Annotated in this window: 23 protein-coding genes; 21 read left to right on the top strand and 2 right to left on the bottom strand. The window is 36.0% G+C overall.

The window, feature by feature from the left end:
* The first annotated feature begins 7 nt into the window (after window positions 1-7).
* The 8 genes from ACXKY9_RS06875 to ACXKY9_RS06910 all read left to right on the top strand — a co-directional run bounded on the left by ACXKY9_RS06875 (window position 8) and on the right by ACXKY9_RS06910 (window position 6,267).
* Window positions 8-784: a metallophosphoesterase gene (locus ACXKY9_RS06875; protein ID WP_000637796.1), complete on the top strand. Its 777-nt coding sequence runs from the start codon at window positions 8-10 to the stop codon at window positions 782-784.
* Complete coding sequence (locus ACXKY9_RS06880; protein ID WP_001142724.1) at window positions 784-1,659, top strand: MerR family transcriptional regulator; 876 nt, start codon at window positions 784-786, stop codon at window positions 1,657-1,659. The genes ACXKY9_RS06875 and ACXKY9_RS06880 overlap by 1 nt, the downstream gene beginning before the upstream one ends.
* Before the next feature lie 77 nt (window positions 1,660-1,736).
* Entirely contained in the window at window positions 1,737-2,345 is a 609-nt protein-coding gene (locus ACXKY9_RS06885) for a genetic competence negative regulator (RefSeq protein WP_001235402.1), read from the top strand.
* A 311-nt stretch (window positions 2,346-2,656) separates the two neighbouring features.
* Window positions 2,657-3,943: an NAD-specific glutamate dehydrogenase gene (gene gudB, locus ACXKY9_RS06890; protein ID WP_000225173.1), complete on the top strand. Its 1,287-nt coding sequence runs from the start codon at window positions 2,657-2,659 to the stop codon at window positions 3,941-3,943.
* An 80-nt stretch (window positions 3,944-4,023) separates the two neighbouring features.
* Window positions 4,024-4,233: a hypothetical protein gene (locus ACXKY9_RS06895; protein ID WP_000426768.1), complete on the top strand. Its 210-nt coding sequence runs from the start codon at window positions 4,024-4,026 to the stop codon at window positions 4,231-4,233.
* A gap of 98 nt (window positions 4,234-4,331) precedes the next feature.
* The gene (locus ACXKY9_RS06900; RefSeq protein ID WP_001983018.1) at window positions 4,332-4,568 is read left to right on the top strand and encodes a DUF3961 domain-containing protein; all 237 of its coding nucleotides are present in this window, start codon (window positions 4,332-4,334) and stop codon (window positions 4,566-4,568) included.
* 79 nt (window positions 4,569-4,647) lie between these two features.
* Window positions 4,648-5,178 (top strand): peptidoglycan recognition protein family protein, encoded by a 531-nt coding sequence (locus tag ACXKY9_RS06905; RefSeq protein ID WP_001240655.1) that lies wholly within the window; start codon window positions 4,648-4,650, stop codon window positions 5,176-5,178.
* A gap of 108 nt (window positions 5,179-5,286) precedes the next feature.
* On the top strand, window positions 5,287-6,267 hold the full coding sequence (locus ACXKY9_RS06910) for a YpdA family putative bacillithiol disulfide reductase (RefSeq protein WP_001168510.1): 981 nt from the start codon (window positions 5,287-5,289) through the stop codon (window positions 6,265-6,267).
* Window positions 6,268-6,302: 35 nt separating this feature from the next.
* Here ACXKY9_RS06910 and ansA read toward each other — a convergent pair whose 3' ends face one another.
* Window positions 6,303-7,277: an asparaginase gene (gene ansA, locus ACXKY9_RS06915; protein WP_000822026.1), complete on the bottom strand. Its 975-nt coding sequence runs from the start codon at window positions 7,275-7,277 to the stop codon at window positions 6,303-6,305.
* A gap of 180 nt (window positions 7,278-7,457) precedes the next feature.
* Here ansA and ACXKY9_RS06920 point away from each other — a divergent pair, with 180 nt between their 5' ends.
* From ACXKY9_RS06920 to ACXKY9_RS06935, 4 genes are all read left to right on the top strand, one after another.
* Window positions 7,458-7,631 (top strand): YpfB family protein, encoded by a 174-nt coding sequence (locus tag ACXKY9_RS06920; protein ID WP_000738057.1) that lies wholly within the window; start codon window positions 7,458-7,460, stop codon window positions 7,629-7,631.
* Between the two features lie 129 nt (window positions 7,632-7,760).
* A complete protein-coding gene (gene cmk / locus ACXKY9_RS06925; protein WP_000361252.1) occupies window positions 7,761-8,438 on the top strand; it encodes a (d)CMP kinase in 678 nt (225 codons plus the stop codon).
* 334 nt (window positions 8,439-8,772) lie between these two features.
* Window positions 8,773-9,921: a 30S ribosomal protein S1 gene (rpsA, locus tag ACXKY9_RS06930; RefSeq protein WP_000229560.1), complete on the top strand. Its 1,149-nt coding sequence runs from the start codon at window positions 8,773-8,775 to the stop codon at window positions 9,919-9,921.
* Window positions 9,922-9,933: 12 nt separating this feature from the next.
* On the top strand, window positions 9,934-10,983 hold the full coding sequence (locus tag ACXKY9_RS06935) for a type 2 isopentenyl-diphosphate Delta-isomerase (protein WP_000251037.1): 1,050 nt from the start codon (window positions 9,934-9,936) through the stop codon (window positions 10,981-10,983).
* Window positions 10,984-11,289: 306 nt separating this feature from the next.
* Here ACXKY9_RS06935 and ACXKY9_RS06940 read toward each other — a convergent pair whose 3' ends face one another.
* Window positions 11,290-11,424 (bottom strand): YpzI family protein, encoded by a 135-nt coding sequence (locus tag ACXKY9_RS06940; RefSeq protein ID WP_000513900.1) that lies wholly within the window; start codon window positions 11,422-11,424, stop codon window positions 11,290-11,292.
* A 117-nt stretch (window positions 11,425-11,541) separates the two neighbouring features.
* Between ACXKY9_RS06940 and ACXKY9_RS06945 the strand changes: the two genes are divergently transcribed.
* From ACXKY9_RS06945 to spoIVA, 9 genes are all read left to right on the top strand, one after another.
* On the top strand, window positions 11,542-12,153 hold the full coding sequence (locus ACXKY9_RS06945; protein WP_000349098.1) for a YphA family membrane protein: 612 nt from the start codon (window positions 11,542-11,544) through the stop codon (window positions 12,151-12,153).
* Entirely contained in the window at window positions 12,146-13,039 is an 894-nt protein-coding gene (locus ACXKY9_RS06950) for a YIEGIA family protein (protein WP_000141596.1), read from the top strand. Before ACXKY9_RS06945 ends, ACXKY9_RS06950 begins: the two co-directional genes overlap by 8 nt.
* A complete protein-coding gene (locus ACXKY9_RS06955; protein ID WP_000979059.1) occupies window positions 13,036-13,221 on the top strand; it encodes a capping complex subunit for YIEGIA in 186 nt (61 codons plus the stop codon). Before ACXKY9_RS06950 ends, ACXKY9_RS06955 begins: the two co-directional genes overlap by 4 nt.
* Window positions 13,222-13,345: 124 nt before the next feature.
* Window positions 13,346-14,656, top strand: a complete 1,311-nt coding sequence (gene der / locus ACXKY9_RS06960; RefSeq protein ID WP_001125893.1) for a ribosome biogenesis GTPase Der — start codon at window positions 13,346-13,348, stop codon at window positions 14,654-14,656.
* Window positions 14,657-14,674: 18 nt separating this feature from the next.
* The gene (locus ACXKY9_RS06965) at window positions 14,675-15,697 is read left to right on the top strand and encodes an NAD(P)H-dependent glycerol-3-phosphate dehydrogenase (RefSeq protein WP_000161763.1); all 1,023 of its coding nucleotides are present in this window, start codon (window positions 14,675-14,677) and stop codon (window positions 15,695-15,697) included.
* A gap of 115 nt (window positions 15,698-15,812) precedes the next feature.
* Complete coding sequence (locus ACXKY9_RS06970; protein ID WP_000369754.1) at window positions 15,813-16,064, top strand: stage VI sporulation protein F; 252 nt, start codon at window positions 15,813-15,815, stop codon at window positions 16,062-16,064.
* Between the two features lie 267 nt (window positions 16,065-16,331).
* Window positions 16,332-16,535: a DUF2768 domain-containing protein gene (locus ACXKY9_RS06975; protein ID WP_001289004.1), complete on the top strand. Its 204-nt coding sequence runs from the start codon at window positions 16,332-16,334 to the stop codon at window positions 16,533-16,535.
* Window positions 16,536-16,598: 63 nt separating this feature from the next.
* A complete protein-coding gene (locus ACXKY9_RS06980) occupies window positions 16,599-17,309 on the top strand; it encodes a hypothetical protein (protein ID WP_000733112.1) in 711 nt (236 codons plus the stop codon).
* A gap of 245 nt (window positions 17,310-17,554) precedes the next feature.
* The gene (gene spoIVA / locus ACXKY9_RS06985) at window positions 17,555-19,033 is read left to right on the top strand and encodes a stage IV sporulation protein A (RefSeq protein WP_000416519.1); all 1,479 of its coding nucleotides are present in this window, start codon (window positions 17,555-17,557) and stop codon (window positions 19,031-19,033) included.
* Window positions 19,034-19,038: the final 5 nt, after the last annotated feature.

A 19,038-nucleotide genomic window follows, 5' to 3' on the forward strand; every position in this document is an offset into this window, starting at 1 on the left:
CAAAAATATGATATGGATTATATTATTCAGTACTCTCATAGGCATGGGGATTTTATTGCTTCTTGTGATGTATAAAGAAGCGATGCGTAATACGGTGTTGGAACATACTTTAGTATTTAAAGAATTTCCGAAAAGTTTTCAAAAAGTAAATGTGTTTTTTATTTCTGATATTCATAGAAGAGTCATTTCGAATTTGTTAATTGAACAAGTAAAAGGAAAAGTAGATCTCGTAATTATCGGAGGAGATTTAGCAGAGAAAGGTGTCTCTTTATCAAAAATCTCTGCGAATATTCAAAAGTTAAGAGAGATAGCTCCTGTATATTTTGTGTGGGGAAACAATGATTATGAGATAGAATATCATGAATTAGATGCGTTATTATTAGAAAATAACGTAAAAGTTTTAGATAATACAAGAGTGGTATTTGAGTCTGAATTAGGAGAGAAAATTTGTTTGCTCGGTATAGATGATGTTGGATTGCACCGTGATCGTCTAGATTTGGCATTGGCGGATTGTAAAGAAGATGGTTTTCGTATCCTAGTTAGTCACAACCCTGATATAATAAAAAAAATGTCTGGAAATGAACAGATTTCACTTGTGTTAAGTGGACATACGCATGGAGGGCAAATCCGATTATTCCCATCTAAAAAATATTTAAAAGGTGGCGTATATAACCATTTAAATACGATTCTCTTTGTTAGTAATGGGTATGGAACAACATTGATACCACTTCGTTTCCGAGCACCTGCTCAAACACACATCATTACATTGTGCGGAGGGAAATGATGCCAACTCTTAGTGGGAAATATAATATAAAAGCCGTTTCGAATATAATTGGAGTTCAGCCGAGTACGCTTCGTGCATGGGAAAGACGATATCAAATTATTGCCCCAAAGCGTAATCAAGCTGGGCATCGTTTATATACAGAAGAGCATATTCAAATTTTAAAATGGTTAATGGAAAAAGTTTCTTCCGGTATGATGATTGGACAAGCAGTTCGATTATTAGAAGAGAATCGTTTGCAGAGTACAGTTCAAAAAGAGATACATTTCGATAAAGAAGTTGTTTTAGTGGACGATTTGCTACAAGCTTTGTTAAAATTTGATGAAATTACAATTGCTGCATTATTAAACGAAGCTTTTAGTATATATTCAACAGAGAAGGTTGTTGCCAGTATTGTTCTTCGAGTGACAGACAAATTATTAACGTCAAAAAATAATAATGAGATTTCAATGGTGCAATTTCAATATGCACTATCATTTTTACAAATGCGTCTAGGGATGGTGTATCACAATGCCTCAATGTTTTCCTCTTTACACAAAGTTATTGTGTTAGAAAAGGATGCATTGAAAGGATTTATTTTTTCAACTTATTTACGCTTAAAAGGATATGAGGCGATATATATTAGGACAAGCTTAGCTGAAGATGGTATGTTATCAGCGGTAGAGGAAATACAGCCGAAATATGTATTTGTATCTTTTGCTGACGAACAAGAAATGAAAAAGACGATGAACTTTATAAATTTATTACAAGAAAAAAGGGAATCTCTTTTAGTTGGATTTATCGGAAAGCTAGGCGTTCTAAACCAGTTGGACATTGAAACAATCTTAATTGGTGATACGAAAGAAGAATGGGATGGATGGTTAAAAATGTCGGAATAGTTGTTCGAAAAGAACCATCTATTTTCTATTTCATATAATAAAAATTAGATGCATTGGTTACGTAGGGAGGGTATGAGATGAGGCTGGAACGATTAAATTACAATAAGATAAAAATTTTTCTAACATTTGATGATTTATCTGAACGAGGATTAACGAAAGAAGATTTATGGAGAAATGCACCGAAAGTACAGCAATTATTTCGTGATATGATGCAAGAAGCAAATAAGGAATTAGGGTTTGAAGCAGATGGTCCGATTGCAGTTGAAGTGTTTTCTCTACAAGCACAAGGGATGGTTGTAATTGTAACGAAAGAAAATCAAGAAATGGATACAGATGATGAGTTCCGTGACGAGTTTATTGAAATGCAAGTGACTCTAGATGAAAGTGAGCATATATTATATGAGTTTGCTACGCTAGATGACGTAATTAACCTGTCGAATCGCTTATATAACCTTGGTGTAACTGGCGGAAAGCTATATACGTGGGATGAGCGCTTCTATCTTTGGGTGGAAGAAGAGGAACAAATTCAATTGTTAAAGGCGGATTTTATAGCTATTTTAGCGGAATACGGTAATCCGTCTACAGCAACCATTTATCGCATCATGGAGTACGGTAAAGAATTAATGGATGTTAACGCGATAGAGCAAATACACAATTACTTCGTGAAAAAACAAAACCTCAGCTAATACAACATAGCTGAGGTTTTGTTTTTATTTGGAGAAGGGAAGGGATGATTGTAAATACTCGAACATACTTTTTGAAAATAAAATATGCAGTTTTATGGGAGTGTGGTTGATGAAAATAAAAAATATTTAAATATTTAAGTATTTTACTTTTCTAAAAGTAATAAAAGGACTATAATAATAGTGAAAACGCTTGCAACAGAAAATAGTTTGTATATATTTGTTAGCGTTTTCTATTGCATTCCAAATTTAAGGGTGTATACTAGGCAATGAAGGTTTACTAAACAAGTGAAATTACAGGGGGTTTACTTACTATGGTAGCCGAAAAGGGAACTCAAACAAAAACACAACAACAAAGGGAACAACATTTTGAACTATTGAATTCAACACAAATTGTTATTAGTGAAGCGTTAGAAAAATTGGGTTATCCAAACGAAGTATATGAATTATTAAAAGAACCAATTCGTATGATGACAGTGAAAATACCAGTTCGTATGGATGACGGGACTGTTAAAATATTTACAGGATATCGTGCACAACATAATGATGCTGTTGGTCCAACGAAAGGTGGGATTCGCTTCCATCCGAATGTAACAGAAAATGAAGTGAAAGCACTTTCAATCTGGATGAGTTTAAAATGTGGTATTGTTGATTTACCATATGGTGGAGGTAAGGGTGGAATTATTTGTGATCCACGTGAAATGTCATTCCGTGAGTTAGAAAGATTAAGTCGCGGTTATGTACGAGCAATTAGTCAAATCGTAGGACCGACGAAAGATATTCCAGCTCCAGATGTATTCACAAACTCTCAAATTATGGCATGGATGATGGATGAGTATAGCCGTATTGATGAATTTAATTCACCAGGATTTATTACAGGTAAACCGCTTGTATTAGGTGGATCACATGGACGTGAAACAGCAACAGCGAAAGGTGTAACAATTTGTATTCGCGAAGCTGCGAAAAAACGTGGCATTGATATTAAGGGTGCACGCGTTGTTGTTCAAGGATTCGGTAATGCTGGTAGCTTCTTAGCTAAATTTATGCATGATGCAGGTGCGAAAGTTATTGCAATCTCAGATGCTTACGGCGCGTTACATGATCCAAATGGATTAGATATTGATTATTTATTAGACCGTCGTGATAGCTTCGGTACAGTAACAAAGCTATTTAACAATACAATTTCAAACAAAGAATTGTTAGAACTTGATTGCGATATTTTAGTTCCAGCTGCAATTGAGAACCAAATTACAGAAGAAAATGCTAATGATATTAAAGCGAAAATCGTTGTTGAAGCAGCAAATGGTCCAACAACATTAGAAGCGACTAAAATTTTAACAGATCGCGGAATTTTACTTGTTCCAGACGTGTTAGCAAGTGCTGGTGGTGTAACAGTATCTTACTTTGAGTGGGTACAAAATAACCAAGGTTACTACTGGACTGAAGAAGAAGTAGAACAACGTTTAGAAAAAGTAATGGTAAGATCATTTGATTCTATTTATGAAACAGCACAAGTTCGTAAAGTGAACATGCGCTTAGCGGCGTACATGGTTGGTGTTCGTAAAATGGCTGAAGCAAGCCGCTTCAGAGGTTGGGTATAAAATATTATATCTTGAGAAAACGTGATTTCCTTTCGAGGGAATCACGTTTTTTTGTTGAAGTATTAAATGAGGTGTTGTATATGGAGAATGAAATGCTGGAACGAGTAGAACAATTAGAAGAAAAGGTTAATAGGTTAGAGGGAGAACTCGCAAGAACGATGAAAGCTCGCAAAATAAGTACCGTTCGGATGTTCGGGGAAGGGCTACTGTTTCTGATATTTGGTGTGGTTGTAGTAGGGCCGATTATTGCCGTTGTAATCTCAATTTTTACTTGGCTTGCTGAAAAATAAAATAAAATAAAAATAAAAAAGAACGCTTGTTCTATGCGAACAAACGCGCTATACTCTCCTTAGATAAACAAAACGGAAATGATTTTAAGGAGAGATAAATGATGAAAATGACAGTAGACCAAAGATTTATGATGCCAGCAGATGTTGTAGAGCGAGTGGAAGTATTACGAAACAAACAAAGCAAGCGTGGCACATTATTACAATCGGTAAATAAATTTTTCGGTTTAGATACGAAAGAAGATTGTGTTTGGTTTTACGGTTTTTATGGAGTGGCTGTAAGTATCTTGTTGTTTATGGTGTTCACTTCAAATATTTTCGATTTTCTCTTCGCGTAAGAAATATGCGATAAGGACATTGCTACCGAATACATATATAAGGAAGTAAGGTAATCTTCTAGAGCGGGAGTTGGTAGCAATGGCGATGTTTCCTATAGAGCGCAATTATATTGGATATGGAAGTTCACGACCGGGGATTCCTCTGACTAAAGTGAGATTTATCGTAAGCCATGATACGGGGAATCCTGGAAGCAATGCGATAGGCAATCGAGATTACTTTAATGAATTACAACCGAAAGCTTCGGCACATACATTTATAGATGATAAAACAATATTGGAGATTATTCCTATAAATGAAGTTGCGTATCATGTTCGATATGGTGTGCCGACGGATAATGACTTATATGGCTATGACGCGAATAAGGCGGCCATTGGAGTGGAACTTTGTTATGGTGGTGATGTTAACTTTTGGGAAGCGTATAATCGTTTTACATGGTATCATGCGTATTTATGCCAAAACTTTGGCTTAAATCCGAAAAAAGATATCGTGTCACATAAAACGCTTGATCCAGCTAGAAAGATTGATCCTGAGAATGTATTAGGGAAACAAGGTATTAAATTTCAGCAGTTTTTAGCAGATGTCTATCGGATGTACGTTTCGTTTAGATGACAAATATATGAAAAATGAATACAATAAAGATAGGTGCCTACTGCTGTAAGTAGGTTTTTTCTTGTTTTTATAAATAGTGCATTGGTAGAAGACTAGGAGTGGACGAGTATGCAGAAAGAAACAGTTATTATAATCGGAGGCGGTCCGTGCGGATTAGCGGCTGCAATTTCGTTGCAAAAGGTAGGGATAAATCCGTTAGTAATTGAAAAAGGAAACATTGTAAATGCCATTTATAATTATCCAACTCATCAAACATTTTTCTCTTCTAGTGAAAAATTAGAAATTGGTGATGTAGCTTTTATTACAGAAAATCGTAAGCCATTTCGAAATCAAGCGCTTGCGTATTATCGTGAAGTAGTAAAACGTAAATCTGTACGTGTAAATGCTTTTGAGCGAGTGGAGAAAGTTCAAAAAGATGGAGAAGTTTTTCAGGTTGAGACGACAAAGCGTGATGGAAGTAAGGAAATGTATATAGGGAAATATATTGTTGTAGCAACTGGATATTATGATAATCCAAATTATATGAATGTTCCAGGTGAGGAATTGAAAAAAGTAGCTCACTATTTTAAAGAGGGGCATCCTTATTTTGATCGAGATGTAGTAGTTATAGGTGGGAAAAACTCGAGTGTAGATGCCGCGTTAGAACTTGTTAAATCTGGTGCACGTGTAACGGTACTGTATCGTGGAAGTGAGTATTCACCAAGCATAAAGCCTTGGATTTTGCCGGAATTTGAGGCGTTAGTACGAAACGGTACAATTCAAATGCATTTTGGAGCTCATGTGAAAGAGATTACTGAGCATACATTAACGTTTACAGTTGATGGTGAAGCTTTTACAATCAAAAACGATTTTGTATTTGCGATGACTGGTTATCATCCTGATCATAGCTTCTTAACGAAGATGGGTGTTCAGATTGATGAAGAAACAGGACGTCCAATTTATACAGAGGATAGAATGGAAACGAATGCTGAAAATATTTTCATTGCAGGTGTCATTGCTGCTGGAAATAATGCAAATGAAATATTTATCGAGAACGGTAGATTTCATGGAGATGCGATTGCGCAAACCATTGCATCAAGAGAAAAATAAAAAGGAGCTGTCGGGAAAATCTCGACAGCTCCTTTTTATTCGTGCATAAACATATTTTGAATGGATTCATGAGAATTTGTATTCTCTAATGCAACAAGTAATTTAATGCGTGCTTTTTGTGCATTTAAGCCGTATGTGAATACAATGCCCATATCTTTTAAGTGTTTACCGCCACCTTCATACGAATATACGTCTTGAACGATACCGTTGAAACAGCGAGAAACTAATACGACAGGAATACCTTTATTTAATAATCTTTCTAGGCTAGGTAGTGTTCTTGGAGGGAGATTACCTTGTCCAAGAGCTTCGATAACAATGCCGTCTACAGGAAGATTTTCGATTGCTGCTAATAATGTATCATCCATGCCAGCATATGCTTTTAGAACAACTACATTTTTAGACACTTTATTTATCGTATATGATTCGCGATGTACTAAAGCGTGATGGAAGACAACGCCGCGTTTTGTTACCATTCCAATTGGTCCGTATTGTGGACTTTGGAATGTTGCGACATTACTTGTATGTGTTTTCGTTACATTTGTAGCGCAATGAATTTCGTCGTTTAATACGACTAAAACACCTTTTTCTGCAGCTTCATCACAACTAGCAACTTTTACAGCTGATAAGAAGTTATATAGACCATCAGCACCTAACTCATTACTAGAGCGCATTGCACCTGTCACTACGATCGGAATAGTTGCTTGTACTGTTAAATCTAAGAAATAAGCTGTTTCTTCTAATGTATCCGTACCATGCGTAATAACTACGCCATGAATGTTGTCTTGTTTTACTCTTTCATCAATGATGACTTGTAATTGTAACATTTCGCTCGGTGTCATATGAGGAGATGGTAGATGGAACACATCTTCAACGATTAAATCAACATCGCCTTCTAAATCAGGAATGAATTTTAAAAGAGGATTTTTTTTACCTGGTTGTACGACCCCAGTTTCTTTATCTTCCTCCATTGCAATTGTTCCACCTGTGTGTAAAACTAGGATTCTTTTCAATGCTTATACCCCTTTCAAGTAAAAAAATACATTTAGAACATAACATGTTTTGAGTAAATTCGACAATGGAAATGTATAAAAGTATGCCTCGAAAATGACAATAAAATTAACTGCTATATGTACGATGTATAAAATTACGAAACGAAATGTGCAAATATAGTATAGGAGGGAGAAATTACGGTGAAAAAGATGGAGAGAATTTTTATTCGTATATTAATAATACAATTCATTTGTCTTTCTGTTGTACAATTGTTATTTATACATAAGTCATCAGTGAAATATTTATCTAAAATCGTTTATTATGAGGGTGTTATGGTAAAAAACAAAGTGGAAATCTTGCAGGTGAATCGGTAGTTTTCATTTTCTTCTATGAAGGATTATGCTACAATAATTGAGGATTTAATGACGCGAAGCAAATGAGAAGAAGCAGGGTGAACACCTGCTTTTCGTTTTGTTTTATAAGTGAAAAAATGAGGTGTTACAATGGATAAACGAATTTCAATTGCTATAGATGGTCCAGCAGCTGCAGGGAAAAGTACAGTGGCAAAAGTTGTTGCGAAGGAACTTTCTTATGTTTATATTGATACAGGCGCAATGTACCGTACGCTTACATATGCAGCCCTTGAACAAAAAGTAGACATTGAAAATGAAGAGCAGTTAATGGAAGTTGTAAAGAATGTAAATATTGAGTTTCAGCAAGGAGAAAATACACAGCTTGTATTTTTAAATGGACAAGATGTTTCTGAAGTAATTCGTACACCTGATGTGACGAATCGAGTATCTATTGTAGCGAAACATCGCCTTGTTCGTGAAGAAATGGTACGTCGTCAGCAAGAGTTAGCGAAAAAAGGCGGCGTTGTAATGGACGGCCGTGATATTGGTACACATGTATTACCGGATGCTGAAGTGAAAATCTTTATGCTTGCTTCTGTTGAAGAAAGAGCGGAAAGAAGGCATTTAGAAAATTTAAATAAAGGTTTCGATTCTAATTTAGAGCAGCTAAAAGAAGAAATTGCTCAGCGTGATAAATTAGATTCAGAACGCGAAGTTTCTCCACTAAAAAAGGCTGATGATGCATTGGAATTAGATACGACTTCTTTATCAATTGAAGAAGTTGTCCAAAAAATTATGAGCATTGTTTCTGGAGTGTTTGCGAAATAAAGAAAGGGGATAATCCTCTTTCTTTTTTTGTTTAAATAGAAATGTAAAGGATACGTGAATTATGAGTCTCTTTCCTTGACAAATGAGCTGATTTGTAAGAAGTTAGTTAAAGAGGAATAAAACTGTCAGAATATATTCGCTATTATATTTCAAAACATACTTTTTTCAAGCTGGTTTTGCTGTATACTATTTATATAGGTTTAATATATTTTCTTGTGAATGTTATTGAAAAAGAGTATGTGATGAGAAATTCTTAAACATGCAAATGAAAACTTTGTTTTCATTTCGTATATACATAAAAAATGCTTTGTCAATTCTGTAGGGAGGTATTTCCATGGTAGAGAAAATGAATGAAGAAGTTATGGATTCAAAAGAATTACAAGTTGGTGACGTTGTTACAGGTTCTGTAACGAAGGTTGAAGAGAAACAAGTGCTTGTAAATGTTGGATACAAAACAGATGGCGTAATTCCAATTAGTGAATTAGCTAACGTTCATATTGAAAAAGCAAGCGATGTTGTAGAATTAGATCAAACACTAGAGTTGAAAATTATTAAATTAGAAGAAGATGATCTTGTCTTATCTAAACGTGCTGTTGATGCAGAAAAAGCATGGGTAGAACTACAAGAGAAATTTACTTCTGGTCATGTATTTGATGTTACTGTAAAAGATATTGTGAATGGCGGATTAGTTGTGGACCTTGGTGTTCGCGGTTTTATTCCAGCTTCACTTGTAGAAGTACATTATGTAGAAGACTTTACTGACTATAAAGGTAAAACATTAGCGGTGAAAATTGTTGAATTAGACCGTGAAAAAAATCGTGTAATCCTTTCGCATAAAGCGGTAGTAGAATTAGAACTAGATTCTAAGAAAAAAGAAGCAATTTCTTCATTAAAAGAAGGGGACGTTGTTGAAGGAACAGTACAACGATTAACTGACTTTGGCGCATTCGTTAATGTTGGTGGAGTGGACGGTTTAGTTCACATTTCACAAATTTCACACGAACGTGTAGAGCAACCTTCTGAAGTGTTAGAGCAAGGTCAAAAGGTTAAGGTAAAGGTGTTATCTGTTGATGCTGATACACAACGTATTTCTTTATCAATTAAAGCAGCTCAACCAGGACCTTGGGAAAACGTTGCTGGCGAAATAAAAGCTGGAGATATTCGTGAGGGAGTAGTAAAACGCCTTGTTACATTTGGTGCATTCGTTGAGATTTTACCGGGCGTTGAAGGACTTGTACACGTATCTCAAATTGCAAATCGTCACGTGAAAAATCCGAATGAAGTATTGGAAATGGGACAAGAAGTAAAAGTGAAAGTACTTGAAGTTCAAGTAGCAGAGAAACGTATTTCTTTAAGTATAAAAGAAGCGCTTGAGGAAAATAATGTAACTGAAGATTATAGTCAGTATGAGCCAAATGCTGATTCTGCTACTTTCCAATTAAGTGATATTATTGGTGAACAACTGAAAAAATTAAAGAAATAATGAGGGGTACAAGTGGTAAGGGCAAAACGTAAATTAGATCATATTGAATACGCTCTTTCTACTGGTCAGTCTCGTACGCATGGCTTTCATGATATTGATTTTGTGCATCAAAGCTTGCCAAATTCAAATTATGACACAATAACATGTGAAACAAAAATCGGCGAACTTTCACTAAGTTCGCCGATTTTTATCAATGCGATGACTGGTGGTGGAGGAGAGAAAACGTTACATATTAATGAGCAATTAGCATATGTAGCGAAACATCATAACCTTGCTATGGCTGTAGGTTCGCAAATGGCGGCGTTAAAAGATGAAAGTGAAGCTGCTTCTTATAAGGTGATCAGAAAGGTAAATCCAAATGGTATTTTCTTTGCTAATTTAGGTAGTGAGGCAACTATCGAACAGGCAGAGCGTGCCGTTGATATGATTGAAGCGAATGCATTGCAAATTCATTTAAATGTCATACAAGAGTTAACGATGCCAGAAGGAGACCGTGATTTTACTGGAGTACTTCAGCGCATTGAGAAAATTGTTTTAAATAGTAAAGTTCCTATCATTGTAAAAGAAGTTGGATTTGGGATGAGTAAGGAAACAGTGCAGCAGTTAGCGAACGTAGGTGTAACAGCAATTGATATTGGTGGGCAAGGTGGTACGAATTTTGCTGCTGTTGAAAATGAAAGAAGACAGCGAATGCTTTCTTATTTTAATAACTGGGGCATACAAACAGCAACCTCGATTATTGAAGCAACCTCTACAAATAATAACCTCTCTTTTATTGCATCTGGGGGCATACAAACAGCGCTTGACGTAGCGAAAGCGATCGCATTAGGGGCGAATACAACTGCGTTTGCTGGTTACTTTTTACGTATTTTAATGCAAGATGGTATCGAGAAGTTAGTGGATGAAATTGAGCTCCTACATACAGATTTGAAATTTATAATGACAGCTCTTGGTGCGAAAACGATAGAAGAGTTGCAATCTGTACCTCTTGTTGTAAAGGGTGAAACGTATCATTGGTTAATGCAGCGTGGTATTGATACTGCGCATTATAGTAGGAGATAAAAAATCAACCGTTCGGTTGATTTTTTTTGTTCTATTCTTTTTCGTAATATAAAGTGGAGAAAGGAATTAGTATTATATAAAAATATCATTTCGTAAAAATTGCAATTGAAAAAGGGTTGAAAAATGTAGATGGTGTGTTGTCGAATTACTGGAGAGAACTTAATTTTTAATAGGAATAGGTGAAGATAAAAAGAAGTAATGGGAGGATATAGTGTGTGAAATATTATTTCAATATAAATAGAAAACATTAAACTGATTATGTAAAAGACGGTTTCGTACAATATCGAAACCGTCTTTTTGCATTAATTAGTGCTGGTTTTGTTTTCGAGCCTGTTCTGGTGTATCAAGTCCAGTTGCACCTGGATATTGTAGTGATTGATCACGATCGGATTCAACGCGGCGTGATTCTCGTAGTTTTCGTTCTTGGCGATCTTTACCCATAATGAATAACACCTCCTTGTTAAAAGTGTTGCTGTTATAAGAAAAAACTATGCGTAAATAAAGTGGATTAACTTTCATAAAAAGTTCCCATAATGGAAAACATAGGAGGTGAAGTTGATGGATGGAAGTACTTTTTATTTTGTAGCTTGGATAGGGTGGATCATTGTAACCTTTTTTATGAAAAAGGACCTTATTCGGTGGAAGTTAGGCGCTTGTATACTGATTTTTATAATTTGCTCTCCGTTACATGTAACGATCGCCTCATTCGTGGTATCAGTAAATGCTCTTTTACTTTGTATTATTTCTTTTATAGGGATCACGCTATATTCTGTCTGGAAAAAATTATATAGCTTACTTTCGGCACTTATTATTGCAATGTTATATACAAGTTTTCATCTGTTAGAAATATATGATCCGATTTGGATTGTGGTGGATAGAGTGTTTCTGCTAAGTAGTGGTCTTGTGTATGCATCGGTGTTATTGCATGGAGATCGCATATTACGATTATGTTCTCTATATGTAGGGATGTTACAAGGAGAGCTGCTAGTGACATTTATTTTTAGGAAATTGAATTTTCCATATGATTACGGTAGTTTAGCATTTTTTGATATCGTCGCCATTTCTACATTATTCATGGCAATATTGTTTTGGATTGCAAAAGCATCAGTATACATGGAACGGTTTAAGAGAAAAACACGTAAAAGAAAGGCGAGGGTAATACATGACTGAATATACACCAGCCATTTTATGCGGCGTAATAGCAGGGACAGTTACAAGGGTGCTAATGCTTCGGACGGATACACGGCAATATCCGACGAGGCTACATGGGAAAATTATTCATATTGCAATGGGGTTAATTGCAGCTGCTTTAGGAGCGATTGCAATCCCGTCTATTTTGAAAAAAGATTTTTCTGCCATTACATTTCTTACATTAGCAGCGACACAATTTCGTGATGTACGTAATATGGAAAGAAATACGCTTCAACAATTAGATGGGTATGAGCTCGTACCGCGTGGAAATACATACATTGAAGGAATTGCATTGGTTTTTGAAAGTCGCAACTATTTGGCAATGTTAACGTCGTTTGCAACGACGTTTGCGTATATAGGATTCCGTTCATGGATTGCAGGAGTAATTATGGCTATAATCGCATTTTTTATTGCGAAAAAATTAATGTCTGGTAAAAGGCTACATGATCTTGTTGAAATTGAGCACGTTCCGCTTCGTTTTGAAGGAGCAGGGCTTTATATTGACAATATTTACATTATGAATATTGGATTGCCAGCAAGACAAGAAGAAATTATGAAATATGGTATGGGTTTTATTTTAAAGCCGAAATCAATTGATGCGATGGTTACAATCTCAAATTTAGGGCAACGACAAGCTATTTTACACGATGTTTCAGTAGCGTTAGGGATTTATAGAGATTCTGGTACACCAGCGCTTGTACCGTTAGCAAAGCGTGATTTAGAGGATGGCAGGGTTGGGATTTTTGTCCTGCCGCAAGATCAAGATGCAGAGAAAGCGATAGGTGTCATAGGAAATGTACCAACGTTAGAAAGTGCTGTCCATATGTCATCGGAAGCCCCGAAAGGAAGGGGAGATAAGAGATGATGTTAGAAAGTGTTATTCTGGCAGTTATAACAACGACTCCAGAAAAATTTGCAGGTGGTGCTCCTTTATTCGTTTGCGAATCGACAGAGGAACTAGAATTTGTTGCAAATAATTTAGAGGCAATTTTAGATGGTATTGCACATCGCTTACAAGAGAATGTATATATTATTGTGAAACATTAGCAACGTGTGTTATAATGTGAGGTGTTTTGATACGTTGAGAAATATTCTGGAATGCAAATCCCTTCTTGCACAAAGAAGGGTTTTTTACATAATAAACAGAAGCAAGTTGAAAGGATGAAAGTATATGCCGAAACCAGTAATAGCGATAGTAGGTCGCCCGAACGTAGGGAAATCTACTATTTTCAATAGAATTGTTGGAGAAAGAGTTTCAATCGTAGAAGATATTCCAGGTGTAACGCGCGATCGTATTTATAGCGCTGGAGAATGGTTAAATCATGAATTTAACATTATTGATACGGGCGGAATTGATATTGGAGACGAGCCGTTTTTGACACAAATTCGTCAACAAGCTGAAGTAGCAATTGATGAAGCGGATGTTATCATTTTTATGACAAACGGTCGTGACGGTGTAACAGCAGCTGATGAAGAAGTTGCAAAAATTTTATATCGTTCAAATAAACCGGTTGTACTTGCAGTAAATAAAGTGGACAATCCGGAAATGCGCAGTGACATTTATGACTTTTATGCATTAGGATTTGGCGAACCATTCCCAATTTCAGGTACACACGGATTAGGGTTAGGTGACTTACTAGACGAAGCTGCACAACATTTTCCAAAGATTGAAGAAGACGGATATGATGAAGACACAATTCGTTTCTCTTTAATTGGACGTCCAAACGTAGGAAAATCATCACTTGTAAATGCTCTTCTTGGTCAAGAGCGTGTAATTGTTAGTAATGTAGCAGGAACAACTCGTGATGCTGTCGATACACCATATAGTAAAGATGGAAAAGATTATGTAATTATTGATACAGCTGGTATGCGTAAAAAAGGAAAAGTGTATGAAAGTACAGAAAAATATAGTGTACTTCGTGCGCTAAGAGCGATTGAACGTTCTGACGTTGTTTTAGTCGTTTTAGATGGTGAAGAAGGAATTATTGAGCAAGATAAAAAAATCGCTGGATATGCTCATGATTCAGGGCGAGCTGTTGTTATCGTTGTAAATAAATGGGATGCAGTGAAAAAAGACGAAAAAACAATGAAAGCATTTGAAGAAAATATCCGTGCTCATTTCCAATTCTTAGAATACGCACCAATTGTTTTCTTATCTGCAAAAACAAGAAAACGTACACAAACATTAATACCGGTTATCGATGAGGTAAATGAAAGTCATAGTATCCGTATTCAAACGAACGTATTAAACGATGTAATTATGGATGCGGTAGCGATGAATCCGACGCCAACTCATAATGGTAGCCGTCTGAAAATTTTCTATGCAACACAAGTTGCGGTAAAACCACCGACATTTGTTGTGTTTGTAAACGATCCAGAATTATTGCACTTCTCATATGAGCGTTTCTTAAAGAATCGCTTACGTGAATCATTTGGCTTCGTAGGAACGCCGATTCACATTATCGCTAGAGCAAGAGACTAATGGAGAGGATGTGATTTTATGACAAAAATCACAGTAGTAGGAGCAGGTAGCTGGGGAACAGCGTTAGCGATGGTATTAGCTGACAATGGACATGATGTACGTATTTGGGGAAATCGCCCAGAACTTATGGATGAAATTAATACGAAACATGAGAATAGTCGATATCTCCCAGGCATTACATTGCCAAGCACAATCGTAGCCTACTCTTCTTTAGAAGAAGCATTAGTAGATGTAAATACAGTACTGTTAGTAGTACCAACGAAAGCGTACAGAGATGTATTACAAGAGATGAAAGAAATTGTTACTGAACCAATTACTTGGATTCATGCGAGCAAAGGAATTGAACCTGGTACGTCAAAACGTATTTCGGAAGTGATTGAGGAAGAAATTCCAGAGCACTTAATTAAAGATGTTGTTGTACTGTCTGGACCGAGTCATGCTGAAGAAGTCGGTTTACGACAAGCGACAACAGTTACGTCTGCAGCAAAGCGTATGGAAGCGGCTGAGGAAGTACAAGATTTATTTATGAATAGTTATTTCCGTGTATACACAAATCCAGATATCGTTGGAGTTGAACTTGGTGGTGCGTTAAAAAATATTATCGCATTAGCTGCTGGTATAACTGATGGTCTTGGATTAGGTGATAATGCAAAGGCGGCATTGATGACACGTGGTTTAACAGAGATTGCTCGTTTAGGAAGAAAAATGGGCGGGAATCCGTTAACGTTTGCTGGTCTAACTGGTATGGGAGACTTAATTGTAACGTGTACAAGTGTTCATAGCCGAAATTGGCGCGCTGGAAATATGCTTGGAAAAGGACACTCTTTAGAAGAAGTGTTAGAAAGCATGGGTATGGTTGTGGAAGGTGTAAGAACAACGAAAGCTGCTCATGAATTGGCAGAGAAAATGGAAGTTGAAATGCCGATTACAGCTGCTTTATATGACGTGCTGTTCAATGGGAATAACGTAAAAGATGCGGTAGGCTCATTGATGGGGCGTGTTCGAAAACATGAAGTGGAAGCTATACCTGATTTACTGTAAAGAAAAGCGACAGAAGTACATTTGTACTTCTGTCGCTTTTTTATTTTTTGGGTCTTTTCACCATTTTTTCATTTTTGCATAGGATGAAGAGTAACTTGAGGAGAGGGTGAAAAGAATGGATAATAATATTTTTAATAATATTGAGAAGGAAGCGAAAGTAAATAAAGAGGATATTTTTAAATTAGCATCATCCGTGCAAAATGCGAATTTACGTGATGAAACTGTACTTCGTCAATTAATTCATCAAGTGGCTCTTATGGCGGGACGTGAAGTGCCGAAAGAGCAAGAGGATCAAATTGTAAAAGCGATTATTAATAATAATATGCCAACAGATTTTGGCTCGTTAAGCAAAATGTTTAAAAAATAAATTATGAGAAACAAAGAGTTTGTAGATTGCATATGATAGCCATGAAAGAATGGGAATAGAGCTGTTTTTGGGCATATTTGGTCAACCGAAGTGAGAGGTACAATCGCTTCGGTTTTATTTTTGCCTAGATTGGTGAAAAATGCTGGAAAACCTATTGATTAAAGTTATATATTCGCAATTTGTAGTAAAATGTTCTTTTTGTATTTGTTTAAAGATTTTAATTTGTTAAAATAGTATAAAAATAGATTGATAAAAAGGGGTGTGTATATGTCAGAAGGGCTTATGAAAATGTGGTTAGCTTTAGGGGCAATTGGATTTATGTTTTTTGCAGTAAGTTTTATTTTATTAAGTAGACATAAAATAAAGAATAAATTTTTGAAAGGGATTACAGCATTAGTAGCGTACACCCTTATGATTGTGTCAGGAATTGTTATTTTTCTTGTTGTATTTAGTGGACCTGTACAGCAGTAAATGGAATGGTCTCGAAAATACTACATACAGAGCAAATTAGATTAGTATGAAAAGGTGATGCTAGTGAAAAAATTACATATTATTTTAATATTTTGTTGTATGAGCCTTTTAACGGGGTGTCTGTATCCGAAAGAAAATATGAAGCAAAATGCGGTTCCTTATGAAGATCAGCTACAGGTTGTTCAAAAAGCTGTTGTGACATTTAAGGAGCAAAATGATGGGATATTGCCAATTAAGACGAGGGATATGAGTACACCTATTTATCAAAAGTATCCGATCGATTTTCAACAGATTGCCCCGCGTTACATACAAGAAGCGCCAGGGAATGCGTATGAAAGTGGAGGAGTATATCAATACGTATTAATAGACGTTGAAACAAATCCAACAGTAAAGTTAATTGATGTTAGGATGGCTGAACAAATTCAGGAACTATCTTTAAAGCTTAGGATGTATCGTGATGAACATCAATATCCACCTTTTAAAAAAGTAATTTCAGATGGTGTATATGAATTAGATTTCAAAAAACTAGGATATAAAGATGTGCCACAAGTGACAAGTCCATATTCTGGTAAAGGACTTCCTTTTGTAATTAATGAAAAAGGAGAAGTTTTTGTTGATTATAGAATCGACTTATATGACGCTTTGAAAAAAAATGAAGGGCAGTTTACGGAGGGAGAAGATATTCGAAATATACTTTCGAAAGGTTCCCCGTTTGTACCAGCTTATTCTTTACCGTACACAGTAAAGGATGGAGAACCAATTTTTTTAAAATGATAAGTCATGAACCTTTCTTTTAGTGAATAAGTTCTAGAAGAAAGGTTTTTTATGTTATACAACTTACGATGCAAACAAAAGATATTTTTTAATAGTCATATGAAATTGGACAAAATTATATGATATATTGTCCGAACTTCTAGAATACCATTATATTATATCAGATATTATAGGCAACGTTAGAGAAGGTATTAGTTGACTATAAACGCGGAATTATTCCCAAAAATTTTGAGGGAGGGAATCACTTGGAAAAGGTAGATATTTTTAAAGATATTGCAGAACGAACAGGCGGTGATATTTATTTTGGAGTTGTAGGAGCTGTTCGAACAGGGAAATCAACATTCATTAAAAAATTTATGGAACTTGTAGTTATTCCAAACATTGAGAATGAGTCTGACCGTCAAAGAGCGCAGGATGAATTGCCTCAAAGTGCTGCTGGTCGTACAATTATGACGACGGAACCGAAGTTTGTTCCAAACCAAGCGGTTTCTATCGAAGTAGATGAAGGACTTGAAGTGAATATTCGATTAGTAGATTGTGTTGGATATACGGTTCCTGGAGCGAAGGGCTATGAAGATGAGAATGGCCCACGCATGATTAATACCCCTTGGTATGAAGAACCTATTCCATTCCATGAAGCTGCAGAAATCGGCACGCGTAAAGTAATTCAAGAACATTCAACAATTGGTGTTGTAATTACAACAGATGGAACAATTGGTGAAATTCCAAGAAGAGATTATATAGAGGCAGAAGAACGCGTTGTAAATGAGTTGAAAGAAGTAGGAAAACCTTTCATTATGATAATTAATACGGTACAGCCGTATCATCCAGATACAGAGCAATTACGCCAAAGTTTATCAGAAGAATATGATATCCCGGTTATTGCAATGAGTGTGGAGAGTTTAAGAGAAACAGATGTATATAATGTACTTCGTGAAGCACTATTTGAATTCCCTGTATTAGAAGTGAATGTGAACCTTCCGAGCTGGGTAATGGTGCTAAATGAAGGGCATTGGTTGCGTCAAAGTTATCAAGAAGCAGTTCAAGAAACTGTGAAGGATATAAAACGTCTTCGTGATGTGGATCGCGTTGTTTGGCAGTTTAGTCAATATGAATTTATTGATCGAGCGAGCCTAGCTGGCATTGATATGGGGCAAGGTGTGGCTGAGATTGATTTATATGCGCCAGATGAATTGTATGATCAAATTTTAAAAGAAGTAGTAGGAGTAGAAATTCGGGGGAAAGATCATTTATTAAAGCTTATGCTCGATTTATCTCATGCGAAAATAGAGTACGATCAAGTGGCGGATGCACTGCGTATGGTTAAGCAAACAGGATATGGTGTAGCAGCGCCTGCATTAGCGGATATGAGCTTAGATGAGCCAGAAATTATTCGTCACGGTTCAAGGTTTGGTGTGAAGTTAAAAGCGGTAGCGCCATCTATTCATATGATTAAAGTAGATGTAGAGTCAACGTTTGAGCCGATCATTGGTACTGAAAAGCAAAGTGAAGAATTAGTTCGTTATTTAATGCAAGATTTTGAAGATGACCCGTTATCAATTTGGAATTCTGATATATTTGGACGTTCACTTAGCTCGATTGTTCGAGAAGGAATTCAGGCGAAATTATCTTTAATGCCAGAAAATGCTAGATATAAATTAAAAGAAACGCTAGAAAGAATTATTAATGAAGGATCTGGCGGATTAATTGCGATTATACTATAAGAAAA

It is taken from the genome of Bacillus sp. 2175 (assembly GCF_057812155.1).

What these genes read in the sequence shown, in the direction of transcription:
- rpsA (WP_000229560.1), top strand. Translation starts at nt 8,773, where the DNA reads ATGGTAGAGAAAATGAATGAAGAAGTTATGGATTCAAAAGAATTACAA.
- ACXKY9_RS06900 (WP_001983018.1), top strand. Translation starts at nt 4,332, where the DNA reads ATGATGAAAATGACAGTAGACCAAAGATTTATGATGCCAGCAGATGTT.
- ACXKY9_RS06945 (WP_000349098.1), top strand. Translation starts at nt 11,542, where the DNA reads ATGGATGGAAGTACTTTTTATTTTGTAGCTTGGATAGGGTGGATCATT.
- ACXKY9_RS06885 (WP_001235402.1), top strand. Translation starts at nt 1,737, where the DNA reads ATGAGGCTGGAACGATTAAATTACAATAAGATAAAAATTTTTCTAACA.
- ACXKY9_RS06895 (WP_000426768.1), top strand. Translation starts at nt 4,024, where the DNA reads ATGGAGAATGAAATGCTGGAACGAGTAGAACAATTAGAAGAAAAGGTT.
- cmk (WP_000361252.1), top strand. Translation starts at nt 7,761, where the DNA reads ATGGATAAACGAATTTCAATTGCTATAGATGGTCCAGCAGCTGCAGGG.
- ACXKY9_RS06950 (WP_000141596.1), top strand. Translation starts at nt 12,146, where the DNA reads ATGACTGAATATACACCAGCCATTTTATGCGGCGTAATAGCAGGGACA.
- der (WP_001125893.1), top strand. Translation starts at nt 13,346, where the DNA reads ATGCCGAAACCAGTAATAGCGATAGTAGGTCGCCCGAACGTAGGGAAA.
- ACXKY9_RS06905 (WP_001240655.1), top strand. Translation starts at nt 4,648, where the DNA reads ATGGCGATGTTTCCTATAGAGCGCAATTATATTGGATATGGAAGTTCA.
- ACXKY9_RS06875 (WP_000637796.1), top strand. Translation starts at nt 8, where the DNA reads ATGATATGGATTATATTATTCAGTACTCTCATAGGCATGGGGATTTTA.
- ACXKY9_RS06965 (WP_000161763.1), top strand. Translation starts at nt 14,675, where the DNA reads ATGACAAAAATCACAGTAGTAGGAGCAGGTAGCTGGGGAACAGCGTTA.
- ACXKY9_RS06955 (WP_000979059.1), top strand. Translation starts at nt 13,036, where the DNA reads ATGATGTTAGAAAGTGTTATTCTGGCAGTTATAACAACGACTCCAGAA.
- ACXKY9_RS06975 (WP_001289004.1), top strand. Translation starts at nt 16,332, where the DNA reads ATGTCAGAAGGGCTTATGAAAATGTGGTTAGCTTTAGGGGCAATTGGA.
- ACXKY9_RS06910 (WP_001168510.1), top strand. Translation starts at nt 5,287, where the DNA reads ATGCAGAAAGAAACAGTTATTATAATCGGAGGCGGTCCGTGCGGATTA.
- gudB (WP_000225173.1), top strand. Translation starts at nt 2,657, where the DNA reads ATGGTAGCCGAAAAGGGAACTCAAACAAAAACACAACAACAAAGGGAA.
- ACXKY9_RS06940 (WP_000513900.1), bottom strand. Translation starts at nt 11,424, where the DNA reads ATGGGTAAAGATCGCCAAGAACGAAAACTACGAGAATCACGCCGCGTT.
- ACXKY9_RS06970 (WP_000369754.1), top strand. Translation starts at nt 15,813, where the DNA reads ATGGATAATAATATTTTTAATAATATTGAGAAGGAAGCGAAAGTAAAT.
- ACXKY9_RS06880 (WP_001142724.1), top strand. Translation starts at nt 784, where the DNA reads ATGCCAACTCTTAGTGGGAAATATAATATAAAAGCCGTTTCGAATATA.